This is a genomic window from Sphingomonas sp. (genome assembly GCF_019635515.1).
Taxonomy (GTDB): domain Bacteria; phylum Pseudomonadota; class Alphaproteobacteria; order Sphingomonadales; family Sphingomonadaceae; genus Sphingomonas.
Window position 1 is genome coordinate 508,463 of the sequence record NZ_JAHBZI010000001.1, and the last position, 22,951, is coordinate 531,413.

Genomic DNA, 22,951 nt, shown 5'->3' on the forward strand with positions numbered 1-22,951 from the left:
CGTTCTGGTTCAGTAAAGCGCGTCCAGCCTTTCGCCATAAGCCTGCTTCAGCACGTGCCGGCGGATCTTCAGGCTCGGGGTCAGCTGCTCGTTCTCGATCGTGAACGGGCCATCGGCGATGATGAACTTGCGGACGCGCTCGATCACAGACAGCTCCTTGTTGACCCGCTCGACCGCCTCGCCAAGCGCCTTCTTGTAGTCGGGATCGTGCGCCAGCTCCTTGAAGTCGCACTTGCTGCCCGAGTGCGCGCACCATTCCTGAGTCCATTCGGGATCCGGGACGATCACCGCGGTCATATAGGGCCGCTTGTCGCCGGCGATCATCGCCTGAACGATTTCGTTCTGGAGCGTCAGCATCCCCTCGACCTTTTGCGGCGCGACATTGTCGCCCTTGTCGTTGACGATGATGTCCTTCTTGCGGTCGGTGATCTTGATCCGGCCCTTCTCGTCGATCAGCCCGATATCGCCGGTATGGAGCCAGGGGCCTTTGTCGGGCTCCGCCGGGTCTGGCTTCAGGACGCGGGCGGTCTCCTCCTCGTTGCGCCAATAGCCGTGCATGACCAGTTCGCCGCGCACGAGGATCTCGCCATCGGGCGCGATCTTGACCTCGACGCCCTCCAGCGCCGGCCCGACCGTGTCCATCTTGAGCCCCGCCTTGGGGCGGTTGCACGAGATCACCGGCGCGCTCTCGGTCTGGCCATAGCCCTGGAGGAAAGTCAGCCCCAGCGAAGTGAAGAAATTGCCGACCTCGGGATTGAGCGGCGCGCCGCCCGAGACCATCGCCTTGATCCGCCCGCCGAACTTCTTTGCGAGCTTGGGCCGCAGCGTGGCGTTGAGGAACAGGTTCATCGGCACGTCGGTGATCGGCACGCGGCCCTTCGCCGCCTTGTTGCCGATCGAAACGGCGCGATCGAGCAGGTAATTGGCGAACTTGCCCTGCTTCTCGACTTGCTTGACGATCCGCGTGCGCAGCACCTCGAACAGGCGCGGGACGACGACCATGATCGTCGGGCGCACTTCCTCGATGTTCGAGGCGAGCTTCTCCAGCCCTTCGGAATAATAGATTTCCGCGCCGAGCCCGATCGGGAAATGCTGGCCGCCGGTATGCTCATAGGCGTGGCTGAGCGGCAGGAAGCTCAGGAACACTTCGTCCTCCCAGCCGAAATCCTCCGAGATCAGCGAGCAGCACCCCTCGACATTGTGCAGGATCGCGCCGTGATGCTGCATCACGCCGCGCGGGCTTCCGCCGGTGCCGCTGGTGTAGATGATGCAGGCGGTGTCCTCGCGCAGCAGGCTGTCCGCGCGCGCCGCGGCTTCGCTCGCCGGGGTGTCGTGCCTGGCGATCAGATCGTGCCAGTCATGGAAATCGAGCGCGCCCTGCTGGCCGATGCGGACCTCGTCGATGCCGATGATCATCCGCGCCGAGGAAGCGCGGATCGCGGCGGGGAGCAAAGTCTTGGCGAGCTTGGTGTTCGAGACCACAATGGCGCAGGCGCCCGAATTCTCGATGATATGCTGGTGATCGCGCTCGGTGTTGGTGGTGTAGGTCGGCACGGTGATGCAGCCGGCCGCCATGATCGCGAGATCGGTGATGCAGAATTCGGGGCGGTTCTCGCTGACCAGCATGACGCGGTCGCCGCGCTTCAATCCCAATGCGGTGAAGGCACTGGCGAGGCTGGCGACCTGCCGCGCGGCGTCCGCCCAGCTCGTCGGCTGCCAGGCGCCGCCGGTCTTGTGCCACAGGAACGGCTTGTCGCCCTTCTCACGGGCGCGCGCGAAAAACATCGCGACGAGATTTTCGAACCGTTCGAGCTTGCGCATATCGTCCCTCTCCGAGCGCCGCTTGTGCGGCGTCTCCCCTGTATTACTCCGCCGGGCGGTTCGGCGTGGCGCCCACCCGGGTGATCGTGCTGGTGCTGCCGTCCTGCTGCATCACCACGCCTTCGCTGCGCGGATCGGCGGCGCCGGCCCAGCCAGCGCCGACCCGCTCGATGGCATTGGCCTTGAGGCCCAGCGGCATGACCTGGACGCGCTCGCCCAACGCCTCAAGCGCCGGGACCATCGCCTCGCGCTCGGTGCCCTTTTCGACGAAAGCGGTCGCGCCCGGCGCGTAGATCAGGCCCAGCGCGACCGCGTCCTGCGCCGGCAAATTCCAGTCGATCACCCCCATGATCGCCTTGGCCACCTGGGCGATGATCGTGGAGCCGCCGGCCGCGCCGACCGCCAGACGAACCTCGCCGTTCGGCGCATAGACGATCGACGGCGCCATCGAACTACGCGGGCGCTTGCCCCCCTCGACGCGGTTGGCGACGAGATAGCCGTCCTTGACCGGCACGATGTCGAAATCGGTGAGCTCGTTGTTGAGCATCGTGCCATCGACCGACAGCCCCGATCCGAACGAGCCCTCGATGGTGGTCGTCACCTGCGCGATGTTGCCGGCGCCGTCGGCGACCGAGAGCGAGGTGGTGCCGGGCACTTCGCTGGGCGTGACGCTGATCCGCTTGGGCGCCCCTCGGGGCGTGCCGGCGGTGACGCTCGCCATCGACCGGTCGGCGCTGATCAGCGCCGAGCGGCTGGCGATATATTTCCTGTCGAGCAGCCCCTTGATCGGGACCTTCACATAATCGGGATCGCCGACATAACGGTCGCGATCCGCATAAGCGAGGCGCGAGCTTTCGGCGAACAGATGCCAGGCGACGGGCGAATCCTTGCCGAGTGCCGCCATGTCGAAGCGTTCGAGCTGCTTGAGGATCATCAGCACCGCGACCCCGCCCGAAGACGGCGGACCCATCGAGCAGATCTTGTGCTTGCGATAGCTGCCGCACAGCGCCGGACGATCCTTGGCATCATAGGCGGCGAGATCGCCGATGGTCATTTTCGAAGGGTTGCGCGCGGCATTGTTGACGCGGGCGACGAGCTTCTCGGCCTGCGGCCCGATATAGAAGCTGTCCGGCCCCAATTTGGCGACGCGCTCGAGCAGATCGGCCTGTTCGGGGTTGCGCGCGGTGGCGCCGATCGCGAGCGGCTTGCCGTCGGCGCCGGCGAACAGCGCCCTGGTGCTCGCCTCGACATGGCCGGCATAGCTGTTGAGCGCGAAGTTGAGGCGCGACGAGACTTGGAAACCGTCCCGCGCCAGCCGGATCGCGGGTTCGAACAAGGCGGCCCAGGGCAGCTTGCCGGCGCGGCGATGCGCCATCGCCATCGCCCGCAACGTTCCGGGCACGCCGACGCTGCGCCCGCCGGGGACGGCATCGGCATGGCTGAGCGGCTTGCCGTCCGGCCCGAAGAACCAGCGCATATCCGCGGCCATCGGCGCGGCTTCGCGGCCGTCTATGGTGGCCGTCCGCTTCCGCCCGGCATCGTACTGGACGATGAACGCGCCACCGCCGATCCCGGCGCTTTGCGGCTCGACGACGTTGAGCGCGAGCATCACCGCGATCGCCGCGTCGGTGGCGCTGCCGCCCTTGCGGAGTATCTCGGCGCCGGCCGCCGCGGCGCGGGGATCGGCGGCGCTGACCACGCCCTGCGCCATGGCCGCGAATGGCAGGAACAGGGCGATGAGGAGCATGGCGAGCTTTTTCATGGCCGCAGGATTAGCCCGGTTTGGCGCGGTGGCAAAGACGCTACGTCAGCGAAGCGCGCGGACGATCTCGCGAACCAGGCCGGGGCCCTTATAGACCAGTGCCGAATAGATCTGGACCATCGCCGCGCCGGCATCCACGCGGCGCCTGGCTTCGTCGCCGCTATCGATGCCGCCGGCGGAGATCAGCGGGAGCTGGGCGCCCGATGCCTCGCGCGCCTCGATCAGTTTGGCGAGCGCCAGGTCGCGCAAGGGCTTGCCCGACAGGCCGCCCGCTTCGCTCGCGTTGCGCGAGACAAGCGGAGGGCGCGTGATGGTCGTGTTCGAGACGATCAGCGCATCGATACGATTGTCGATCGCCGCGCGGACGGCGCCGTCGATTCCGGCGCGGTCGAGATCGGGTGCGATCTTGAGGAACAAGGGCGTGCCGCCTCGCGCGGCATCGGCGGCGGCGAGCAGCTCATCGAGCGCGGGGCGTGATTGCAGGTCGCGCAGCCCCGGCGTGTTGGGCGAGCTGACGTTGATGGCGATATAGTCGGCAAGGGGCGCCGCCTTGGCGATGCCGGTCGCGTAGTCGGCGACGCGGTCGTCGCTATCCTTGTTGGCGCCGACATTGATGCCAAGTACGCCCTTGCGCTTGCCCAGTTTGGCGATGCGGGCGAGCGCGGCGTCGATCCCTTTGTTGTTGAAGCCCATGCGGTTGATCACCGCTTCGTCCTCGGCCAGCCGGAACAGCCGCGGCCTGGGGTTGCCCGGCTGCGGGCGCGGCGTCAGCGTACCGACCTCGACCGCGCCGAAGCCCAGCGCGAGCAGCCCGGGGATCGCTTCGGCGTCCTTGTCGAGCCCGGCGGCGAGCCCGACTCGATTGGGGAAGGTCACCCCGGCGATCGTAACTTGCGAGGAATCGTCCGTAACGGACGAAAAAGGCGTGCCGATGTTGCCCCAGAGTGACAGTGTCCGGATCGCCGCCCGGTGGGCGCGTTCGGCGTCGAGCGTGAACAGTGCGGAACGGAGCGGAAAGGTCATGGCTGGCCGCCTTTCGCACCTGAATTCCCCTCCGTCAAAACGCGGATGTCGGTTTCGTCCAATCCCCATCTGGCGAAATGGAATAGGTGGCAAATGCGACCCGAGGGTCCCGCTTTAAACAGGGGATCCTTCACTTCAGGGCCCGGCCGGCTTGCTGGCCGGGCCACTTTTCTGTCCGCCGCGTTCCCTGTATCCTGACCACAGGCAAAATTCCGGCAAGGGGCGGCGGGTTCGGCATGCGGGGCGCAAGCGATCGATTGTTGATTGACGATCCGGATGCCCGGGCCGCGCCGGCGCCGACCATCGAGTTACGCAACGCGACCGGCGCGCTGATGCCGCACGTCGAATCCTATTATCTGTTCCGCTTCGACGCGCGGGACATCGACGGCGTCGAGCGCGTCGATCTCGGCCAGTTGCGCTTCATGATCCGCGGCGAGGGGGAGGTGACCTTTCCCGATGGCCATGTCGAGAAGACCCGGCCGATCATGGTCAACGGCCCCGGCACCGCCGCGGCGCGCTACCGTATGAACGGGCCGTTCCACTGCTTCGGTGTGTCGCTGCGCGCGATCGGCTGGAAGGCGCTGATCGGGCTGCCGGCGGACAAGGTCGCCGATCATATCGTCGATGGCGAGAAGCTGTTTTGCGAGCAGGCGCCGATGCTGCTCCAGCGGCTGCGCAAGATGACCACGCTCGACGAGATGATCGCGGCGGTCGAACCGTTGCTCAAGATGCGCCAATATGAGGTCAAGCCGGTGCCCAAGGCGCATTTGGTCTTCCTCGGCGCGATCCGCGAATGGGCGGCGGGGGGCGATCCCTCGCTCGATCAGCTCTACGCGCTGATCCGCGCCAAATCGAATATCGGCGAGCGCCAGGTGCAGCGGCTGTGCAAGGAATATTTCGCCGGAAGCCCCGCGCATCTGCGCCGCAAGTTCCGCGCGATCGGCGCGGCGATGCGCATCTATCAAGGCGCTCGGGTCGAGGATGTCGTCGGGCCGTTTTCGGATCAGTCGCATATGATCAACGAGATCCGCCACTTCACCGGCCATACCCCGACCAGCCTGCGGTCGGGGATCGATCCGGTGCTGGCGGTGACGCTCGATAACGAGACCTTCCATTTCCTGCCCGATGTAATCCCCGAATCGGTTGACCTCAGGCGCCGCTAGGCCCACATGCGCAATCGGATCGAATTGATCTGATTTGAGAGTCATTCGCAATAATGCGTCTTTCGAGCCTTGCCGATTATGCGGTGGTGATGATGTCCGCGGCCGCGCGCCATTGCGGCAGCATCCGGTTGAACGCGACGTTGCTCGCCGACGAGACCGGTCTGCCGCTGCCGACGGTGCAGAAGCTGGTGAGCAAGCTTTCGGGCGCGGGGCTGATCGAATCGACACGCGGCACCGGTGGCGGCTTTCGCCTGTCGCGCCCGCCCGCGGCGATCAGCCTGGCCGATATCGTCGAGGCGATCGAGGGCCCGATCGCGATGACCGCCTGTGTCGATGCCGGCAAGCATGATTGCCATGTTGAGGATAGCTGCCGGGTCAAGCCGCATATGGGGGCGGTCAACGGCGCGGTGCGCGGGGCGCTGGCCGGGGTGTCGCTGGCGAGCCTTTCGGCCCAGCCCGTCCAGATGGCGGAGCACGCATGATGGCTACCAGGAATGCCGAAGCGCTCGCCGCCGCCAACAAGAAATATGAATGGGGTTTCAGCTCGAACATCGAGCAGGAGTTCGCGCCCAAGGGGCTGAGCGAGGACACGGTCCGCTTCATTTCGGCCAAGAAGAACGAGCCCGAATGGATGCTGGAATATCGCCTCAAGGCGTTCCGCGCCTGGCAGGCGATGGAACTGCCCGAATGGGCCAAGCTGGCGATCCCCGAGATCGACTATCAGGACGCCTATTACTACGCCGAGCCCAAGGCGAAGCCCAAGGTCGGTAGCCTCGACGAGGTCGACCCCGAGATCCTGCGTGTCTATGAGAAGCTCGGCATCCCGATCGAGGAGCAGAAGGTGCTCGCCGGGGTCGAGGGCAGCCGCAAGGTCGCCGTCGATGCCGTGTTTGACAGCGTTTCGGTCGCGACCACCTTCCGCGCCGAGCTGGAGAGCGCCGGCGTCATCTTCCGCTCGATCAGCGAGGCGATCCGCGAATATCCTGAGCTGGTGAAGAAGTGGCTGGGCAAGGTCGTGCCGGTCCGCGACAATTTCTTCTCCGCGCTCAATGCCGCGGTCTTCAGCGACGGCACTTTCGTCTATGTGCCCGAAGGCGTGCGCTGCCCGATGGAGCTCAGCACCTATTTCCGCATCAACGCCGAGAATACCGGCCAGTTCGAGCGGACTTTGATCGTCGCCGACAAGGGCTCGTACGTTTCGTACCTGGAAGGCTGTACCGCGCCGATGCGCGACGAGAACCAGCTCCACGCCGCGGTGGTCGAGCTGGTTGCCCTCGATGACGCCGAGATCAAATATTCAACCGTCCAGAACTGGTATCCCGGCGACGAGAACGGCAAGGGCGGCATCTTCAACTTCGTGACCAAGCGCGCGCTGTGCGCCGGCAGGAATTCGAAGGTGAGCTGGACCCAGGTCGAGACCGGCAGCGCGATCACCTGGAAATATCCGAGCTGCATCCTCCAGGGCGACGGCTCGGTCGGCGAATTCTATTCGGTCGCGGTCACCAACGGCCATCAGCAGGCCGACACCGGCACCAAGATGCTGCATATCGGCAAGAACACCCGCTCGACGATCGTCTCCAAGGGCATCTCGGCGGGCAAGTCGAACAACACCTATCGGGGCCGCGTGCTGGTCAATGCGGCGGCGGAGAATGTCCGCAACTTCACCCAGTGCGACAGCCTGCTGCTCGGCGACCAGTGCGGCGCGCACACCGTGCCCTATATCGAGGTCAAGAACCCCTCGGCGCAGATCGAGCATGAGGCGACGACCTCGAAGATCAGCGAAGACCAGATGTTCTACGCGATGCAGCGCGGACTCGACTCCGAGGCTGCGGTGGCGCTGATCGTCAATGGCTTCGCCCGCGAGGTGCTCAAGCAGCTGCCGATGGAATTCGCGGTCGAGGCGCAGAAGCTGCTGGGGATCTCGCTGGAAGGGTCGGTCGGGTGATCCTCGCCGGTGGTCTCCTCTTAGTGGTGATGGGCCTTTACTCTGCTTGTCGGATTCTGCGGTATGCACTGGGCGGGAAGGCGTTCGTGTTCAGCGATGCCTCTGGCAAAGGCCTGGCGGGTGAACAGGCGGCGGGTGCGCCGAATACCATGTTCTCAGCAACTCTAGTCATGAACCTGCTCGGCGCATCCGGGCTCATCATCGTGGGTGGGCTGTTGTTGTGGAGTGCGGTCGGATGATCGCCGCCTTCCTCCTTTTCCTCGCCGCGCAGGACGTACCCAAGCCCGTCGCCACAGCCCCGGCGGAAGACGACCAATATGACGAGATCGTCGTCAAGGCGACTTATGGCACCACGACGATGCTGTTCGACAAGGGCAGCGACAACAAGCTGCGCAATTGCCGGATCATGGTTTCGAGCGGCAGCCAGAAGCGCGACACCAACGCCTGTCAGGCGACGCCGGTCTGCTATGAGAAGACCGCCGATCAGGTCACCGATTGCGTCGCGCTGACGGCGATCGAGCCTTCGGCGATCGGCGGGCTGAAGGGCGCTCTCGGCACCGCGCAGCCGCCGGTGTTCGACATGCCCAAGCTGGTTCAGCCCAAGCCGGCGCCGTTGCCCGGCACGCTCGGCCCGGCGCTCGCGCATGACGATCCCGATAGCGACCGCCAGCGTGCCAAGAAACTTCCGCCCCCGCCCAAAAATGAGGGCAGCGGCCCCGTGATCCGGTTCGGCAATGTCGAAGACAAGTGATCCCCGGCCGGCGGCGGACCCGCGACGAACCTTCAACGTGAACGGACAATGATGCTCGCAATCGACAATCTCCGTGCCGAAATCGACGGCAAGGAAATCCTCAAGGGCCTGAGCCTCAGCGTGAATGCGGGCGAGATCCATGCGATCATGGGCCCGAACGGCGCCGGCAAATCGACGCTCGGCTATGTGCTGGGCGGGCGCCCGGGTTATGAGCCGACCGGCGGCAGCGTCGACTTCATGGGGGCTGACCTGCTCGAAATGGCGCCGCACGAGCGCGCCGCGGCGGGGCTGTTCCTCGGCTTCCAATATCCGGTCGAGATCCCCGGCGTCTCCAACGTCCAGTTCCTCCGCGAGGCGCTCAACAGCCAGCGCCGGGGCCGGGGCGAGGCCGCTCTGTCGGGCGGCGAGTTCCTCAAGCTCGCCCGCGCCCAGGCCGATGCGCTGGGCATGGATCAGGAGATGCTCAAGCGCCCGGTCAATGTCGGCTTTTCGGGCGGCGAGAAGAAGCGCAACGAGATGGTGCAGATGGGGATTATCGCCCCGAAGCTGGCGATCCTCGACGAGACCGATAGCGGCCTCGACATCGATGCGTTGAAGGCGGTCGGCGACGGCATCAACCGGATCATGCGCGCGCCCGACAAGGCGGTGATCCTGATCACCCACTACCAGCGCCTGCTCGATTATGTGAAGCCGGACTTCGTCCATGTGCTGGAAGCCGGCCGCATCACCCGCAGCGGCGGCCCCGAGCTGGCGCTCCAGCTCGAGCGCGAAGGCTATGGAGCGGTGGCGGCGTGACCACGCTCGAACTTCCTTCTCCCAAGCAGGAGGAATGGCGCTGGTCCGACATGGCGGCGCTCAAGGCGGCGGCTGGAGTCGAACCGCATACTTCGAATATCGATCCCGCGTCGCTGTTCCTCGATCTCGACGGCCCGCGCTTGCTGTTCGTCGACGGCACATTCGAGCCCGCGCACAGCCGCCCCGGCCCGGTGCAGGTTGGCCGGATCGTTCCCGATAGCGCGCATCCGCTAGGCGGTCGTGCGGGGGGCGAGGGCTGGATGCTGTCGCTCGATGCGGAAGCAGCCGTGACGGGCATCCAGATCGTCCATCTCGGTTCGGGCGGCGAAAGCCATGTGCCCGCCAGGATCGTGCTCGGCGAAGATGCGGTGGCATCGGTGGTCGAAACCTATGCCGGACTGGGCTGGGCCAACCGGATCGCGACGATCTCGCTGGCGAAGGGCGCCCGGATGATGCGTTCGGTGCGGCTGTTGCAGGACAAGGGCTTCGTCTCGATCCGCGACGAGGCCGAGATCGGTGAGGCGGCGAGTCTGGTCTCGATCTTCCTCGGCGCCGGGGGCATGGGCACGCGCATCGACGGCGCGCTGACGCTGACCGGCAAGGGCGCATTCGCCGAAATGGGCGGCGCGCTGCTGACGCGCGGATCGCAGCGCCAGGAATGCGCGGTATCGGTGCGGCACGAGGAAACCGACGGCAGCTCGCGCCAGATCTGGCGGGCGGTGGCGGCGGACAAATCCATGGCGAGCCTCGCCGCCCGCGTCGAAGTCGCGCGCGGCGCGCAGAAGACCGACGGCGAGCAATCCTTGCGCGGGCTTTTGTTGCAGCGGACCGCAACAGTGAACCTCAAGCCCGAACTTGAAATCTTCGCCGACGATGTGAAATGCGCGCACGGCGCCACGGTCGGCGAGCTCGACAAGCGTGCGCTGTTCTATCTCCAGTCGCGCGGCATCGACGAAGCTCGCGCCACGGCGATGCTGACGCGGGCATTTGTGGCCGACGCACTGGCGCGGATCGGCGAGGATGATGTGCGCGAGGTGTTCGAGGTGGATGCGGATCGCTGGTTGGAGGGCAATCAGTTCCCCTCCCGCTTGCGGGAGGGGCTAGGGGAGGGCGTGTCACAATGACCGGCGTTTCTCTGGGACAGGCCCTCCCCCGACCCCTCCCGCAAGCGGGAGGGGAGCCTTTGGACGTCCTCGCCGATTTTCCGGCGATCCCCGCCGGCTGGGCCTATCTCGATACCGCCGCGACCGCGCAAAAGCCGAAGCCCGTGCTGGAAGCGATCAACCGCGCTTATGGCGAGACCTATGCGACGGTGCATCGCGGCGTGTACCAGCGCTCGGCCGATATGACGCTCGCTTACGAGGCGGCCCGCCAGCGCACTGCCAAGTTCATCGGCGCGCGGGAGGATGAGATCGTCTTCGTCCGAGGCGCGACCGAGGCGATCAATCTCGTCGCGCAGAGCTGGGCCGGCACCCAGCTCAAGGCCGGCGACCGCATCCTGCTTTCCACGCTCGAGCATCATTCGAACATCGTGCCGTGGCAGATGATCGCCGAAAAGACGGGCGCCGAGATCGACGTGGTCCCGCTCGATCGGGAGCAGCGCATCGATCTCGACGCGATGGCGCGGATGCTGACCCCCGATCACAAGCTGGTCGCGCTGGCGCATGTTTCGAACGTGCTCGGCTCGGTGCTCGACGTGAAGCGCGCTGCCGCCTTGGCGCATTCGGTCGGTGCGAAGATTCTGATCGACGGCTGCCAGGCCGTGCCGCGCATGCCTGTCGATGTCGTCGATCTCGACTGCGACTTCTACGTCTTCTCGGGCCACAAGCTGTACGGCCCGACCGGCATCGGCGTGCTGTGGGGCCGCTACGAGCTGCTCGACGCGATGCCGCCTTATCAGGGCGGCGGATCGATGATCGACCGGGTCAGCTTTGCCGGCACGACCTACGCGCCGCCGCCGGGCCGGTTCGAGGCGGGCACGCCGCATATCGTCGGCGTCGTCGGGCTGCATGCCGCGATCGACTATGTCGAGGGCATCGGGCTGGATCGCATCCACGCCCATGAGACCGCCTTGGTCCGCCAGGCGCGCGAGGCGCTCTCGAAGCTCAACAGCGTTCGCCTGTTCGGGCCCGACGATGCCGCAGGGATCGTCAGCTTCGCGGTCGAGGGGGTGCATCCGCACGACGTCGCCACCATATTGGATGAGGGCAATGTCGCGATCCGCGCCGGGCATCATTGCGCCCAGCCGCTGATGGAGGCGCTGGGCGTGCCGGCAACCGCGCGGGCGAGCTTCGGGGTGTATAACAGCGCCGCCGATATCGACGCGCTGATCAAGGGTATCGAGCGAGTGACGAGGATCTTCGGGTGAGCGACAAGTTCGAAATCGAGCAGGTGGATGCGGTGACTCCGCCGCCCAAGGCGCGTGTCGAGGATGCGCGCGAGGGGTTTGAACGCAAGAAGGATTATCTCGCGGGCTTCCTCGCGCAGAAGCCGCAGCCCTTGTCCGGGGGAGAGCCCGGCGGCGAAGTCTATGAGGCGATCATCGCCGCGCTCAAGGATATCTACGATCCCGAGATCCCGGTAAACATCTACGATCTCGGGCTGATCTATGGCGTCGAAGTCACCGATGACGGCCATGCCGCCGTCACGATGACGCTGACGACGCCGCATTGCCCCGTCGCCGAGTCGATGCCCGCCGAAGTCGAGTTGCGCGTCGGCTCGGTGCCCGGCGTCGGCCATGCCGAAGTCAATCTCGTCTGGGATCCGCCCTGGGATCCGCAGAAGATGACCGACGATGCTAAGCTCGAACTGGGGATGTTGTGAAAAAGCCCCTTCCCTTCGGGAGAGGGGCTTGGAGAAGACGATGACGGAAGCCAAAATTCGCGAACGCCCGGCGGCTCTGAATCTCACGCCCAGCGCCGAGGCGCGCATCGCCGATCTGATGGCGAAGGCGCCCGCCGAGGCGATCGGAGTCAAGCTCTCGACCCCGCGCCGCGGCTGTTCGGGGCTGGCCTATTCGGTCGATTATGTCACCGAAGCCAAGGCGTTCGACGAGAAGATCGTTACGCCCGGCGGCACGCTCTATGTCGATGGCGGCTCGATCCTGTACCTCATCGGCTCGACGATGGACTGGGTCGAGGACGATTTCGCCGCGGGCTTCGTGTTCAACAATCCCAACGCCAAGGGCGCGTGCGGCTGCGGCGAGAGCTTCACGGTATGAGCGTCGCCTTTCGTCGCGAGAGCGACGAGGACCATAAGGAACCCAAATTCGAGCTGCCGCTGCCCGTCGGACCGAACATGGTCACCGCGCGCGGGCTAGCGCTGATCGAAGCCAGGGAAGCCGAACTCGAGGCGGCGATTGCCGCAGAGCAGGAAGAGGAGCCACGCGAGGCGCTCAAGCGCGAACTGCGCTATTGGCAGACCCGCCGCACCACCGCCCAGATCGCGCCACCGCCGGAAGAAGGCGTCGCCGGCATAGGCTCGCGGGTGACGATCAAGCTCGCCGGCAAGGTGCGGACCATCGACATTGTCGGTCATGACGAAGCCGATCCGTCGGCGGATCGCGTCTCATTCGCGGCCCCGCTCGCGCAAGTGCTGATTGGCGGCGAGCAAGGCGAGCGGGTCGATTTCAACGGCAGGACCGAAGCGATCGAAATAGTCGCGGTGGAGCTTATCCCTCGATAATCCCGCGGATGCGCGTCGCCAGCGCTTCCATCGCGAAGGGCTTGGTGATCATCGTCATGCCGGGCTCAAGGAAGCCCGAGGCCAGCGCCGCGTTCTCGGCATAGCCGGTCATGAACAGCACCTTCAGCCCCGGCCGCACTTCGCGCCCCGCATCCGCCACCTGCCGGCCATTCAGCCCGGGCAGCCCGATATCGGTGACCAACAGGTCGATCCGCTTCTTCGAGCGCAATATCTCGACACCCTTGGGCCCATCGGCGGCCTCGATCGCGCGATAGCCGAGCTCGCTCAGCGTCTCGACGATCAGCCCGCGCACCACCGGCTCGTCCTCGACGACCAGCACGACCTCGCCCTGATCGGTAACGTGCGCCTCGCTCAGCTGCGGCATTTCCTCCTCGCCCTCGGCATGGCCGCGGTGGCGCGGGAGATAGAGCTTGAAGGTGGTGCCCTCGCCGACCTCCGAATAGATCTTGGCATAGCCCTCCGACTGGCGCGCGAAGCCATAGATCATCGACAGGCCAAGCCCGGTGCCCTGGCCGATCGGCTTGGTGGTGAAGAAGGGTTCGAACGCCTTGGCGATGGTGTCGGCATCCATGCCGGTACCGGTGTCGGTCACGCAGATGCAGACATATTGGCCGGGCTTCACGTCGCGCTGGCGGGCGGCATAGGCGTCATCGAGATGGGCGTTGCAGGTCTCGATGGTCAGCTTGCCGCCCTCGGGCATCGCGTCGCGGGCGTTGATGACGAGGTTGAGGATCGCGTTTTCGAGCTGGTTGGGGTCGCAGAGCGTCAGCCACAGCCCGCCCGCCAATACCAGCTCCAGCTCGATCCGCTCGCCGATCGTGCGGCGGAGCAGGTCCTCCATCGAAGCGACCAGCGGATTGGCGCGGACCGGGCGCGGATCGAGCGGCTGACGGCGCGAGAAGGCGAGCAGGCGATGGGTGAGGGCGGCGGCGCGATTGGCGGCGGTCGTCGCGCCGGCGAGGAAGCGGCCGATCTCGGTCAGGCGCCCCTGCGAGACGCGGCGCTCGATGATCTCGAGGCTGCCGGTGATGCCTTGCAGCAGATTGTTGAAATCATGGGCGATGCCGCCGGTCAGCTGGCCGACAGCCTCCATCTTCTGCGACTGGCGCAGCGCTTCCTCGGCGGTCGCCAGCGCTTCGGCGGCCTCGCGCTCGGCGGTCACGTCGCGGCCGAAGCCATAGACCATGTCCGCCTCGGGCACGCTGGTGAAGGCGATGGTCCGGCGCTCGCCGCTTTTGGTCTTGAACACCGTGTCATGCTCGTCGAGCGGCTTGCCTTCGGCGAGCGTGCCGAGGTTGCGTGTCGCATTGCCGACATCCTCGGCATCGATGAAATCGCGAACGTCGCGCCCGATCGTCTCGCGTTCGCTCCAGCCGAGCAGCCGCGTCCAGGACGGGTTCACCGCGAAGACCACGCCGTCAAGATTGACGACCAGCTTGACCACCGGCGACAGGTTCCAGATCCGCTCGCGCTCGCGCGCCAGCATGCGTTCCTGGGTGATGTCCCGGCCAACGCCGTGGACGCGGCCATCTTCGGGCACCGCGGTCCAGGCGAGCAGCCGGTAGGTGCCGTGGACCGAGCGCCAGCGGTTTTCGAAAGCGAGCGTCTTGTCGCCCCGCGCGAGCCCGGCGATCTCGGATTCGGTCGCGCGCTGATCGTCGGGATGGACGAAGTCGCTCAGCCGCTTGCCGAGCATCTCGGGCTCTTGCCAGCCGAGCATTCGCGTCGCGGTCGGGTTCACGGCGGTGATGACCCCGTCATAGTCACAGACCAGCAGCAGATCCTGCGACAGCGTCCACATCCGGTCGCGGTCGCGCGCGGTCTCGGCCTCGGCGAGCTTCTGGTCGTGAATGTCGGTGTTGGAGCCGATCCAGCGCAGGATACGGCCGTCATCGGCGCGGATCGGCAGCGCCCGCACGAGATGCCAGCGATACTGGCCATCGCCGCGCTCGATGCGGAATTCGGTTTCGTAGTCCTCGCCGGTTTCGATCGAGCGCGCCCAGCGCGCGCCCGCCACTTCGCGGTCGTCGGGATGGACGATTGCTGCCCAGCCTTGCCCGCGCAATGCGTCTGCGCTGCGGCCGCTATATTCGACGACACGATCGTTGAACCAGTCGAGCAGCCCGGTCGGCGGCGCGGTCCAGACATGGTTCGGCATCGTCTGGGCGAAGGTGCGGAACTGCGCTTCGCTGGCGTTGATCGCGTCCTGCGCCTGCACGCGCTCGGTCACGTCGACGCCATCGACGAAGATGCCGTTGATCCGGCCATCGGCGCCGGCGATCGGCTGGTAGACGAAGTCTACGAAGCGCTCGCCGAGCGGGCCCATGTCGAAGCGCGCGGCGGTGAGCGCCAGCGCCTCTCCGCTGGCGAAAACCTGGTCGAGCAACGCCACATAGCCCTGATCGACCGCTTCGGGCAGCGCCTCGGCGACGGTCTTGCCGAGGACCTCGCGCCCGCCGACGATGCGGCGATATGCCGGATTGGCCATCACGAAGCGATGCTCATGGCCTTCGAGCAGCGCCATGAAATTTGGCGCCTGTTCATACATCTGCGCCAGCCGCATCCGCTCGTCGTTGAGCTGGCGGTCGGCGAGCACCTTCTCGGTGGTCTCCACGACGATCGCGATCACCCCGAGCGGGGTGCCGTTCTCGTCGATCACCGGCGAATAATCGAGATCGAGCCAGGCGGGTTCGAGACCGTTGCGGCGGTCGAGCGCCAGTTCCTGCTCGGTATAGGAAAGCGTCTTGCCCTCGCGGAACACGGTCTTGACGATATTGTCGTTGAAATCGGCGACCTCGGGCCATGCCTCGCGCACGTCCATGCCGAGAAGCTGGGGATGCCGCTTGCCCGCGAAAACCGAATAGCCATCGTTATAGATCATCACGCCGGGCTCGCCCCACAGCGTCACCATCGGGATCGGCGAGCGCAGCATCATGCCCAGTTGCGCGCGCATCGCTGCGGGCCAAGTGTCGATCGGCCCGAGGCTGGTCTTCGACCAGTCGAACGCCGCGATCAAATCCCCTAGCTGGCCTCCCCCCTTGAGAAAGCCGGCGCCTTTGCCGTCCATGCGGGCCGATCTCTGTTCCGGCGAAGAAGTCGCCGTAAAGGCGTTCAACGCGGTCAGGCCTATTGCGTTCCCGCAACGAATTCCCGATTTGGGAATGACCGGTCAGTCGAACGCGATCAGCGGCGGCCGCCCCCGCCAATATGCCGTCGCGGGCGCGTCCATCGGGAAACCGCCATAGGCCAGCCCGCGGAGTGCGCGGTCAAGCTGCGCCGCGACCGCCGCGCCGGCGGCTGCCAGCTCGGGGCGCTGCATCCACGCCATCGAGATCAGATAGCCCTTGGGGGTGCGCTCCAATATGCCATCGACGACCATCGCCTCGAGATTGTTGCGCACCGTCGAATAGGGAATGGCAACGGCGCGGGCGAGGACGCTGGCGCCGATGGGCGTGCGTAACGCGTCCGGCGGCGGCGAATAGATATCGGCATACCGATGCGCGAGCCCGTGATCGAAGGTATAACGCCGCGCGTTCCCCGTCATCAGCGAGACATAGAGGAAGGGCCGCTGCCAGTTGAGCGTCGGATGCGGCGGAACGCCGAACTCGAACGCGTGCATCAGCGTGTCGATCGCCGCACGCTCGATGGTGGCGCGCGAAACGCCCGTGCCCCGCACCACCGGCAGCGGGTAGTCGAGCGTCACGAAGTCCTCGATCATCTTGATCATGTAATCGTGGCAAGCGGCGCGAAGCGCCACAACCATCGGCTGCGTCACGACATGATCGGGCACGAACGGGCCGGCCTCGCAGCGCTCGACAAGCCCCATCGCCACCAGCCGGTTGCACAGCCGGCGCATCGTCTCGAACGGACGCTTTGTGGAGCGGCTCAGCGCGCTGATGCTGGTCGGCGCCATCGTGCCGATGCCGGTGCCATCGAGATCGGCGCGGCGCAGCAAGGTCACAAACAGCAGGCCGATATCGATATCGCCGTCGAAATGTCGCGTCAGCGCGGCGCAGAAATGCAGGCAATATTCGGCGACGCCACGCACCGCGATCCGCGCGAACGGCCGGTACGCCGCCGCATTCTGAAAGCGATCCTCCTCCGATTTCAACGCGTTCGCGGCCTCGCTCCGTGGAAAAATCAGGAAAATATTAGAGTAGTGGCGAAACGGAGCAAGCAGTCCGCGATGGGGGGCACCGGGCGCCGCCTCAGCGCCGTTCGATCAAGTGTTCGAGCATATGCCGCACAATCGCCTTTGCGGCCTCAGGCGATCTGCCCTGATCGATGCGAAGGCGCTGCCAGGCTTCGAAGCTGAGTGCGAGGTCGATCGCCTCGAACGCCACTTCGTCTTCGGCAAGGCGTGTGGGCAACAGCGCCAGCAGGCGCGCGCGCATCGCTGCCAGCAGCGCGGTGTGACGCTGTTGCAGCGAGGCTGACATATGGCGATGCGCGTCGGCGGCGCGCTTGAACGGCATCAACCGTTCGAAGGTGGCAGTGCGCCGCTCGCAAGCCTCGTCCAGCTGTCCGCGCCAGTCGGCCGCCGCAAACGGTGTATCCCAATCGGCATAGGATGCGGCCATCCGCTCGCCCATTTCGGCGTACAGGCTGTCCATGTCGCGGAAGTGCCGGAAGACCGTCCGCAACCCGACCTGGGCGCGGCTTGCCACCGCTTCCGCGGTCGGCGAGATGTCACCGGCCGCGATCCGCGCAAGCATCGCATCGACGATCCGCGCGCGGCTGCTCTGCGCGCGCTGGCGGCGGCCATCGGCTTCGAACGCGCCCGTATGGCGCATCAGTTCGACCAATAGCTATAGGCTTCGCCCGCGACGGGTTTGGTGCCGAGCGGGCGGTCGATGGCGATCGGCGACCGGATCATCGCCGGCCAGGATGGCTTCACGCTCAGCGCATCAAAGGCGGCGATCTCGGCGGTCAGGCGGCGGACGATCTCGGGCCGGGCGGCGGCGAGATCGCGCCGTTCGGTCGGGTCTTCCTTGAGATTGTACAGCAGCGCCTGACGCGGCAGATCGAGCAGCTGCAGCTTCCAGTCGCCATCGCGCACCACGCGATAGGCGCCGCTGCGCCAGAACAGAGGCCGTGGCGCGGCATGGGTGGCGGACAGCAGATCGATGCCGTCGATCGCCCGGTCCGCCGGCAGTTTCGCGCCCGCGGCGGCGCTGGCGGTGGCGAAGATATCGAAGTGGCTGGCCGGCGTTTCGATTCGCGAGCCTGGCGCGATATGGCCGGGCCATTGCATGAGGAGCGGGACCCGGACGCCGCCTTCGAAGAAGGTCGCCTTCCAGCCGCGGAACGGCCGGTTGATGTCGGGCAGGCCGATATAGTGCGCGCCGCCATTGTCGCTGGTGAAGATGACGAGGGTATTGTTGTCGAGCCCGTCGGCGCGGAGCTTCGCCAGGATCCGTCCGACACCGCGATCGAGCGCGCGGATCATCGCCGCATATACGCGGGTGCGGTGGTCGGCGATCCGGGGCAGGGCGTCATAGTCCGACTTCAGCGCCTGGAGCGGCGTGTGCGGCGCGTTGTAGGCGAGGTACATGAAGAACGGGCGATTGCGATTGGCGTCGATCGCGCGTTCGGCCTGATGGGTGAGATAGTCGGTCATGTAGCGATCCGGGTGGAAGCGCTGGCCGCCATTATACTGCACGCTGAACGGCAGGTTCGCCCAGATATATTTGTCGATCGGATCGAAATCCTGCTTCGAATTGACAGCGTTGGGATCGTGTTCCGGCAGGAACATCTGCCCGCCGATGATGAAGCCAAGACTCTCGTCAAACCCTTGCTGCTCGGGCCGCATGCCGGGCGAACCGCCAAGATGCCATTTGCCGAGGTGGAGCGTGTGATAGCCGCGCGAGCGCATTTGCTCCGCGATCGTGATTTCGGATGCCGGCATGCCCTTGCTGTCGGGTGGCGGGTCGTTCGCCGCGGCGTTCTCGTCGAAGATCGTCTTGTGCTCCCAGGCGGTGGGGAAGCCGGCGATGGTGCGGGCGAAGCGGGTGTCGGTGGGGGTGAATTCGAAGCCGAAGCGGGTCGGATAGCGCCCGGTCAGCAACGCCGCGCGCGATGGTGCGCAAGTGGCGTTGCCGGCATAGGCTTGCGAAAAGGACATGCCGTTTCTGGCGATCGCATCGATGTTCGGCGTCGGCATGCCCGCGACGCCGCCGCCATTGAGACTGATATCGTTGAAGCCGAGATCGTCAGCGACGATCAGGATGACATTGGGCGGGCGCACTGCGGCGGGAGCGGCGGGACGATCCGGGCCAGCCTGCCACGCGATCTCGCGAAACGCCTCGACACGCGGAGCCATCCAGCCCGGCAGGTGCAGCAGCACATAGTCCTTCGCCAGATAGGCGCCGCCAGCGGCCAGCGCGGCAGCACCCAGCAAGGCCTTGTATCGCAGCTTCATGCAATCCCTCCCCAGCGATCAAGTGCGACAGTCTATCACCGGAAAGCCGTACTGCAATCTTTTGGCATTGACCGTGCCAATATCGCTGGCATGCTCTGTTGCCGGAAAGGGGACAGCATGAAAATCCTTCGCGTGCCCGATACTGCCTTTGCCAGCTTGCCGGATTTCCCGTTCGGCCCGCATTTCGCCGAGATATCCGGCGGGCTGCGCGTCCACTACATCGACGAGGGCCCGCGCGACGCGACCGTGGTGCTGATGCTGCATGGCGAGCCGACCTGGTCGTATCTGTACCGCCACATGATCGGGCCGATCGCCGCCGCGGGGTTCCGCGCCGTGGCACCCGACCTCATTGGCTTCGGCCGGTCGGACAAGCCGGCGCGGCGCGACGACTATAGCTATGCGACGCAGGTGCGCTGGATGCGCGAATGGATCGAGGCGCTCGACCTGCGCAATATCGTGCTGGCCTGTCAGGATTGGGGCTCGCTGATCGGGCTGCGGCTGGTCGCGGAAATGCCGGAGCGATTCGCGGGTGTGGTCCTGAGCAATGGCGGCCTGCCCGCCGGGCAGCCGGCGCCGCGCGCGTTCGCGATCTGGCGCGGCTTCGCCCGCTGGAGCCCGTTGTTCCCGATCGGCCGCATCGTCCAGGCGGGCACCAAGCGGCGCCTCTCCGACGCCGAGCGCCGCGCCTATGACGCGCCGTTTCCCAGCCGCGCGCACAAGGTCGCGGCGCGGCTATTTCCCGCTCTGGTCCCGTTGGGTCCGAACGTCGCCAATGCCGATCAGGAAAGGGCCTGGTCGGTGCTGGAGGGCTGGGACAAGCCGTTCCGCTGCTGCTTCAGCGATGGCGATCCGATCACGCGCGGCGCCGATGCCGTGTTCAGGGAGCGCGTTCCGGGCACGGCCGGGCAAAGCCACGCCACGCTGCATGGCGGGCATTTTATCCAGGAAGACGATCCGGGCGGTTTCGCCACCAACATCATCGCGGTGGCGCGGAGCGTCTAGGCGATCGGGAAAAGTGGTGCCCGGGGACGGAATCGAACCGCCGACACTGCGATTTTCAGTCGCATGCTCTACCAACTGAGCTACCCGGGCCCGTCCGGCAAAGCCGGGGACTTATGTCTCCGGGCGAACGCCGGAAGCGCGCTCTTAGTCAGGGTCTCGTCCGCTGTCCACCCCGGTAAATGCTTCGGGGTCGACGGGCTCGCCGGGGACGCGATAGCCCTCGCCCAGCCACTGCAGCAGGTCGCGATCCTTGCAGCCGCGCGAACAGAATGGCTTGAATTCGTCGGAAGTGGGCTGGCCGCAGATCGGGCAGCCGGTGCGCTTGGCCATCATTGCTCCTTGGCGGGCAGGAATTGCATCGCCCCGCCCATCCGCCGCGCCAGCTCGGCGGTCCAGGCCGGCTGCTGGGCGAGGCGGCGCGCGATGCGCTGACTGACAAGATAGGTGGCCGGAAGCGGCGGCGAAAGGCGTTCGGCGCGACGCAGCTCGGCGCGTGTCTCGGCGCCGACCGGATCCATGCGCAGCAATTCGGGCAGCGACGGCCGGGTGCGGCGGCGGACGATCTGGAGGAAGCCGAAGCCGTTGACGGTGGTGCGCTCGAACGGCTGGGGGAGCGCGGCGTCGATCGCCTCGGCCACCGCCTGGCGCGCGGCCTTGCTGGTGAGGGTCGGGAAGTCGATGCCGATCGAGCCGGCGATGCCGAGCCGTTCGCAGGCGCGGGCAACGGCATGCGCGGCGGCGACGGCGAGCGCGTCGTGCGGCGCCGGGCCATCGACGTCGAACAGCGCCATCGCCGGGGTCGGCGACAATCGTAGCGCGCCGCCGGCGAAGGCGATCTCGCCGCTGATCGCTTCCTCAAGCACTTCGGACCAGCCGGCTTCCTCGAGCGCATCGGGCGCATGCGCGCGCATCATGCGGACGGGCAGGCCGGATGCGGTGATTCGTGCCAGCAGATCGGGGCCGGGCCCGAGCGGCAGGTCAGCCGGTACCGCCTTGGGCAATTTGGGGCGGCCGGGTTCGGGAATCGCCTCGCGGACGATCAGCGCATGGAAGCGGCCGCCCTGCGTCACCTTGGGCAGGGGGTTGCACAGCGCCTCTCCGCCATCGGCAAGCGTGATCCGCGCGGTCGAGCGATCGGTCATCCGCGCTTCCATGACGCTGCCTTCGCGCGGACCCGAACCCTCAAGCTCGATCCGCGCCTTCCAGATCACCCCGCGCGAAACCAGGGCCGCGCGATTCTCGCCGATCCCGGCCTCGTACAGCCACTCAGCCATAGGAGATTCCCGGCCCAGCTTCACGCTTTTCACGGTGGTTGTGCAATTCCGTTGCGCGACCGCGAAAGATAATTGCGTTTGCAGAAAACAAGCCGGCGCTGTCAGTTGCGAACATGGGACGCGGCATAGCCACTTTGCCGCCGTGTAGGACAGCAAATAACGCGGCTAGATCGCCAGTCCGGCGCTCAGCAGCAATGCCCGCGTCTCGAACACCGGCAGGCCGACAACGCCCGAATGGCTGCCCGAAAGGAAGCGCACGAACGCCTCGGCCTTGCCCTGGATCGCGTAGCCGCCCGCCTTGCCCATGCCTTCGCCGCTGGCGACGTACCAGTCGATCTCCTGCGCGGTCAGCCGCTTGAACGCGACGATGGTGTCGGAGATGCGGGTGCGCGCCTTGCCGTCCGCGCCGATCGCGCAGACCGCCGAATAGCAATGATGGCGGCGGCCGGAGAGCAGCGCCAGCATCCGCCGCAGATCGGCTTCGTCCTCGGGCTTGGCGAGGATGCGCCTGCCGACCGCGACGGTGGTGTCGCCCGCCAGCACGATCTCGTCCGCCGCGCGCTCGACCGCCATCGCCTTGGCGATCGCGATGCGCAGCACATAGGGGCGCGGCAATTCGCCGGGCAGCGGATCCTCATCGATGTCGGGCGCGGCGACGCGCGCGGGCTCGATCCCGATCCGCCTGAGCAGATCGAGCCGACGCGGCGATGTGGAGGCGAGGACGAGCTTCAATTACCTAGTCTTCCGTCATGCCGACCCGGATCGAGATGGTGCGTATCCGGTTCGAACCAGTATCGTTCTCCTGCGAAAGCGGGAGTCCAGGTGACCGGGCGCAGCGCTTGTGACCCTGGGCGCCTGCTTTCGCAGGAGAACAATCTGAACCGATCACTTGCTCGATACCGCCCGCGGCACCCTGGATCCTGAAACAGGTTCAGGATGACGGCCTTCAGACCGTCACTTGAAGCGGTAGGTGATACGACCCTTGGTCAGGTCGTAGGGCGTGAGCTCGACGAGCACTTCGTCGCCGACCAGCACGCGAATGCGGTTCTTGCGCATCTTGCCGGCGGTGTGGCCGAGGATCTCGTGATCGTTCTCGAGCCGGACGCGGAACATGGCGTTGGGCAGAAGCTCAACGACCTGGCCGCGCATTTCAAGGAGTTCTTCTTTGGCCAAAAATATGCCTCTCGGATGTAAAGTATGCCGCGTAAAATCGCGGTGCCTTTACTCTGTGATGGGGGAAAAGGGAAGCGCGCCATGCTCTTGCGCACGGACGCCGCCTCCGGCACTTA

Annotated in this window: 23 protein-coding genes and 1 tRNA gene; 12 read left to right on the forward strand and 12 right to left on the reverse strand. The window is 66.1% G+C overall.

The features are described 5' to 3' along the window. Positions 1-9: 9 nt before the first annotated feature. Genes KF730_RS02595 through KF730_RS02605 form a run of 3 tightly spaced genes read right to left on the reverse strand, consistent with a single transcriptional unit; the run spans position 10 to position 4,606 of the window. A complete protein-coding gene (locus KF730_RS02595) occupies positions 10-1,821 on the reverse strand; it encodes an AMP-dependent synthetase/ligase (RefSeq protein ID WP_294092050.1) in 1,812 nt (603 codons plus the stop codon). A 43-nt stretch (positions 1,822-1,864) separates the two neighbouring features. Continuing rightward, on the reverse strand, positions 1,865-3,583 hold the full coding sequence (gene ggt / locus KF730_RS02600) for a gamma-glutamyltransferase (protein ID WP_294092052.1): 1,719 nt from the start codon (positions 3,581-3,583) through the stop codon (positions 1,865-1,867). 45 nt (positions 3,584-3,628) lie between these two features. Beyond that, positions 3,629-4,606, reverse strand: coding sequence for a quinone-dependent dihydroorotate dehydrogenase (locus tag KF730_RS02605; protein WP_294092054.1), 978 nt, complete (start codon positions 4,604-4,606; stop codon positions 3,629-3,631). Between the two features lie 260 nt (positions 4,607-4,866). On the opposite strand from KF730_RS02605, the gene KF730_RS02610 reads away from it, so the two are divergent. From KF730_RS02610 to KF730_RS02660, 11 genes are read left to right on the forward strand one after another with little or no spacing between them, the layout of a single operon-like run. Further along, a complete protein-coding gene (locus KF730_RS02610) occupies positions 4,867-5,769 on the forward strand; it encodes a helix-turn-helix domain-containing protein (protein WP_294092056.1) in 903 nt (300 codons plus the stop codon). Between the two features lie 53 nt (positions 5,770-5,822). Beyond that, positions 5,823-6,251, forward strand: a complete 429-nt coding sequence (locus tag KF730_RS02615; RefSeq protein ID WP_294092058.1) for an Rrf2 family transcriptional regulator — start codon at positions 5,823-5,825, stop codon at positions 6,249-6,251. After that, on the forward strand, positions 6,251-7,714 hold the full coding sequence (gene sufB / locus KF730_RS02620; RefSeq protein WP_294092059.1) for a Fe-S cluster assembly protein SufB: 1,464 nt from the start codon (positions 6,251-6,253) through the stop codon (positions 7,712-7,714). The genes KF730_RS02615 and sufB overlap by 1 nt, the downstream gene beginning before the upstream one ends. After that, entirely contained in the window at positions 7,711-7,953 is a 243-nt protein-coding gene (locus KF730_RS02625; RefSeq protein ID WP_294092061.1) for a hypothetical protein, read from the forward strand. The genes sufB and KF730_RS02625 overlap by 4 nt, the downstream gene beginning before the upstream one ends. Next, entirely contained in the window at positions 7,950-8,465 is a 516-nt protein-coding gene (locus KF730_RS02630) for a hypothetical protein (RefSeq protein ID WP_294092062.1), read from the forward strand. Before KF730_RS02625 ends, KF730_RS02630 begins: the two co-directional genes overlap by 4 nt. Before the next feature lie 51 nt (positions 8,466-8,516). Continuing rightward, positions 8,517-9,260 carry a Fe-S cluster assembly ATPase SufC gene (gene sufC, locus KF730_RS02635; protein WP_294095670.1) on the forward strand — a complete coding sequence of 248 codons (744 nt, stop codon included), beginning with the start codon at positions 8,517-8,519 and terminating at the stop codon, positions 9,258-9,260. Next, positions 9,257-10,384 (forward strand): SufD family Fe-S cluster assembly protein, encoded by a 1,128-nt coding sequence (locus KF730_RS02640; protein WP_294092063.1) that lies wholly within the window; start codon positions 9,257-9,259, stop codon positions 10,382-10,384. Before sufC ends, KF730_RS02640 begins: the two co-directional genes overlap by 4 nt. Beyond that, positions 10,381-11,628 (forward strand): cysteine desulfurase, encoded by a 1,248-nt coding sequence (locus KF730_RS02645; RefSeq protein WP_294092064.1) that lies wholly within the window; start codon positions 10,381-10,383, stop codon positions 11,626-11,628. The genes KF730_RS02640 and KF730_RS02645 overlap by 4 nt, the downstream gene beginning before the upstream one ends. Beyond that, positions 11,625-12,083: an SUF system Fe-S cluster assembly protein gene (locus KF730_RS02650; RefSeq protein WP_294092066.1), complete on the forward strand. Its 459-nt coding sequence runs from the start codon at positions 11,625-11,627 to the stop codon at positions 12,081-12,083. The genes KF730_RS02645 and KF730_RS02650 overlap by 4 nt, the downstream gene beginning before the upstream one ends. 40 nt (positions 12,084-12,123) lie before the next feature. Next, positions 12,124-12,480, forward strand: a complete 357-nt coding sequence (locus KF730_RS02655; RefSeq protein ID WP_294092068.1) for an iron-sulfur cluster assembly accessory protein — start codon at positions 12,124-12,126, stop codon at positions 12,478-12,480. Continuing rightward, entirely contained in the window at positions 12,477-12,944 is a 468-nt protein-coding gene (locus KF730_RS02660) for a GreA/GreB family elongation factor (protein ID WP_294092070.1), read from the forward strand. The genes KF730_RS02655 and KF730_RS02660 overlap by 4 nt, the downstream gene beginning before the upstream one ends. On the opposite strand, the gene KF730_RS02665 is transcribed toward KF730_RS02660, so the two are convergent. From KF730_RS02665 to KF730_RS02680, 4 genes are all read right to left on the reverse strand, one after another. After that, positions 12,931-16,032 carry a PAS domain-containing sensor histidine kinase gene (locus KF730_RS02665; RefSeq protein WP_294092071.1) on the reverse strand — a complete coding sequence of 1,034 codons (3,102 nt, stop codon included), beginning with the start codon at positions 16,030-16,032 and terminating at the stop codon, positions 12,931-12,933. The genes KF730_RS02660 and KF730_RS02665 overlap by 14 nt on opposite strands. 102 nt (positions 16,033-16,134) lie before the next feature. Further along, entirely contained in the window at positions 16,135-17,076 is a 942-nt protein-coding gene (locus tag KF730_RS02670; RefSeq protein WP_294092073.1) for a hypothetical protein, read from the reverse strand. Positions 17,077-17,173: 97 nt separating this feature from the next. Then, on the reverse strand, positions 17,174-17,758 hold the full coding sequence (locus tag KF730_RS02675; protein WP_294092075.1) for a TetR/AcrR family transcriptional regulator: 585 nt from the start codon (positions 17,756-17,758) through the stop codon (positions 17,174-17,176). Further along, on the reverse strand, positions 17,758-19,386 hold the full coding sequence (locus KF730_RS02680; RefSeq protein WP_294092077.1) for a sulfatase-like hydrolase/transferase: 1,629 nt from the start codon (positions 19,384-19,386) through the stop codon (positions 17,758-17,760). The genes KF730_RS02675 and KF730_RS02680 overlap by 1 nt, the downstream gene beginning before the upstream one ends. Before the next feature lie 117 nt (positions 19,387-19,503). On the opposite strand from KF730_RS02680, the gene KF730_RS02685 reads away from it, so the two are divergent. Continuing rightward, complete coding sequence (locus KF730_RS02685; RefSeq protein ID WP_294092078.1) at positions 19,504-20,388, forward strand: haloalkane dehalogenase; 885 nt, start codon at positions 19,504-19,506, stop codon at positions 20,386-20,388. A gap of 14 nt (positions 20,389-20,402) precedes the next feature. Here the strand turns inward: KF730_RS02685 and KF730_RS02690 are convergent. The 5 genes from KF730_RS02690 to infA all read right to left on the reverse strand — a co-directional run bounded on the left by KF730_RS02690 (position 20,403) and on the right by infA (position 22,835). Beyond that, positions 20,403-20,478, reverse strand: a tRNA-Phe gene (locus KF730_RS02690). Positions 20,479-20,532: 54 nt separating this feature from the next. Continuing rightward, positions 20,533-20,718, reverse strand: coding sequence for a DNA gyrase inhibitor YacG (gene yacG / locus KF730_RS02695; RefSeq protein WP_365972893.1), 186 nt, complete (start codon positions 20,716-20,718; stop codon positions 20,533-20,535). After that, on the reverse strand, positions 20,718-21,662 hold the full coding sequence (locus tag KF730_RS02700) for a ribonuclease (protein WP_294092081.1): 945 nt from the start codon (positions 21,660-21,662) through the stop codon (positions 20,718-20,720). Before KF730_RS02700 ends, yacG begins: the two co-directional genes overlap by 1 nt. Before the next feature lie 165 nt (positions 21,663-21,827). Then, positions 21,828-22,394, reverse strand: coding sequence for a nucleoside triphosphate pyrophosphatase (locus KF730_RS02705; RefSeq protein ID WP_294092083.1), 567 nt, complete (start codon positions 22,392-22,394; stop codon positions 21,828-21,830). A gap of 222 nt (positions 22,395-22,616) precedes the next feature. Further along, complete coding sequence (infA, locus tag KF730_RS02710) at positions 22,617-22,835, reverse strand: translation initiation factor IF-1 (RefSeq protein ID WP_003049127.1); 219 nt, start codon at positions 22,833-22,835, stop codon at positions 22,617-22,619. Between the last annotated feature and the right edge of the window lie 116 nt (positions 22,836-22,951).

Excerpts from the sequence above, each read along its gene's own strand:
- KF730_RS02595 (WP_294092050.1), bottom strand. The coding sequence starts at position 1,821 with ATGCGCAAGCTCGAACGGTTCGAAAATCTCGTCGCGATGTTTTTCGCG.
- ggt (WP_294092052.1), bottom strand. The coding sequence starts at position 3,583 with ATGAAAAAGCTCGCCATGCTCCTCATCGCCCTGTTCCTGCCATTCGCG.
- KF730_RS02605 (WP_294092054.1), bottom strand. The coding sequence starts at position 4,606 with ATGACCTTTCCGCTCCGTTCCGCACTGTTCACGCTCGACGCCGAACGC.
- KF730_RS02615 (WP_294092058.1), top strand. The coding sequence starts at position 5,823 with ATGCGTCTTTCGAGCCTTGCCGATTATGCGGTGGTGATGATGTCCGCG.
- sufB (WP_294092059.1), top strand. The coding sequence starts at position 6,251 with ATGGCTACCAGGAATGCCGAAGCGCTCGCCGCCGCCAACAAGAAATAT.
- KF730_RS02630 (WP_294092062.1), top strand. The coding sequence starts at position 7,950 with ATGATCGCCGCCTTCCTCCTTTTCCTCGCCGCGCAGGACGTACCCAAG.
- sufC (WP_294095670.1), top strand. The coding sequence starts at position 8,517 with ATGCTCGCAATCGACAATCTCCGTGCCGAAATCGACGGCAAGGAAATC.
- KF730_RS02645 (WP_294092064.1), top strand. The coding sequence starts at position 10,381 with ATGACCGGCGTTTCTCTGGGACAGGCCCTCCCCCGACCCCTCCCGCAA.
- KF730_RS02655 (WP_294092068.1), top strand. The coding sequence starts at position 12,124 with ATGACGGAAGCCAAAATTCGCGAACGCCCGGCGGCTCTGAATCTCACG.
- KF730_RS02660 (WP_294092070.1), top strand. The coding sequence starts at position 12,477 with ATGAGCGTCGCCTTTCGTCGCGAGAGCGACGAGGACCATAAGGAACCC.
- KF730_RS02665 (WP_294092071.1), bottom strand. The coding sequence starts at position 16,032 with ATGGACGGCAAAGGCGCCGGCTTTCTCAAGGGGGGAGGCCAGCTAGGG.
- KF730_RS02675 (WP_294092075.1), bottom strand. The coding sequence starts at position 17,758 with ATGCGCCATACGGGCGCGTTCGAAGCCGATGGCCGCCGCCAGCGCGCG.
- KF730_RS02680 (WP_294092077.1), bottom strand. The coding sequence starts at position 19,386 with ATGAAGCTGCGATACAAGGCCTTGCTGGGTGCTGCCGCGCTGGCCGCT.
- KF730_RS02685 (WP_294092078.1), top strand. The coding sequence starts at position 19,504 with ATGAAAATCCTTCGCGTGCCCGATACTGCCTTTGCCAGCTTGCCGGAT.
- yacG (WP_365972893.1), bottom strand. The coding sequence starts at position 20,718 with ATGGCCAAGCGCACCGGCTGCCCGATCTGCGGCCAGCCCACTTCCGAC.
- KF730_RS02700 (WP_294092081.1), bottom strand. The coding sequence starts at position 21,662 with ATGGCTGAGTGGCTGTACGAGGCCGGGATCGGCGAGAATCGCGCGGCC.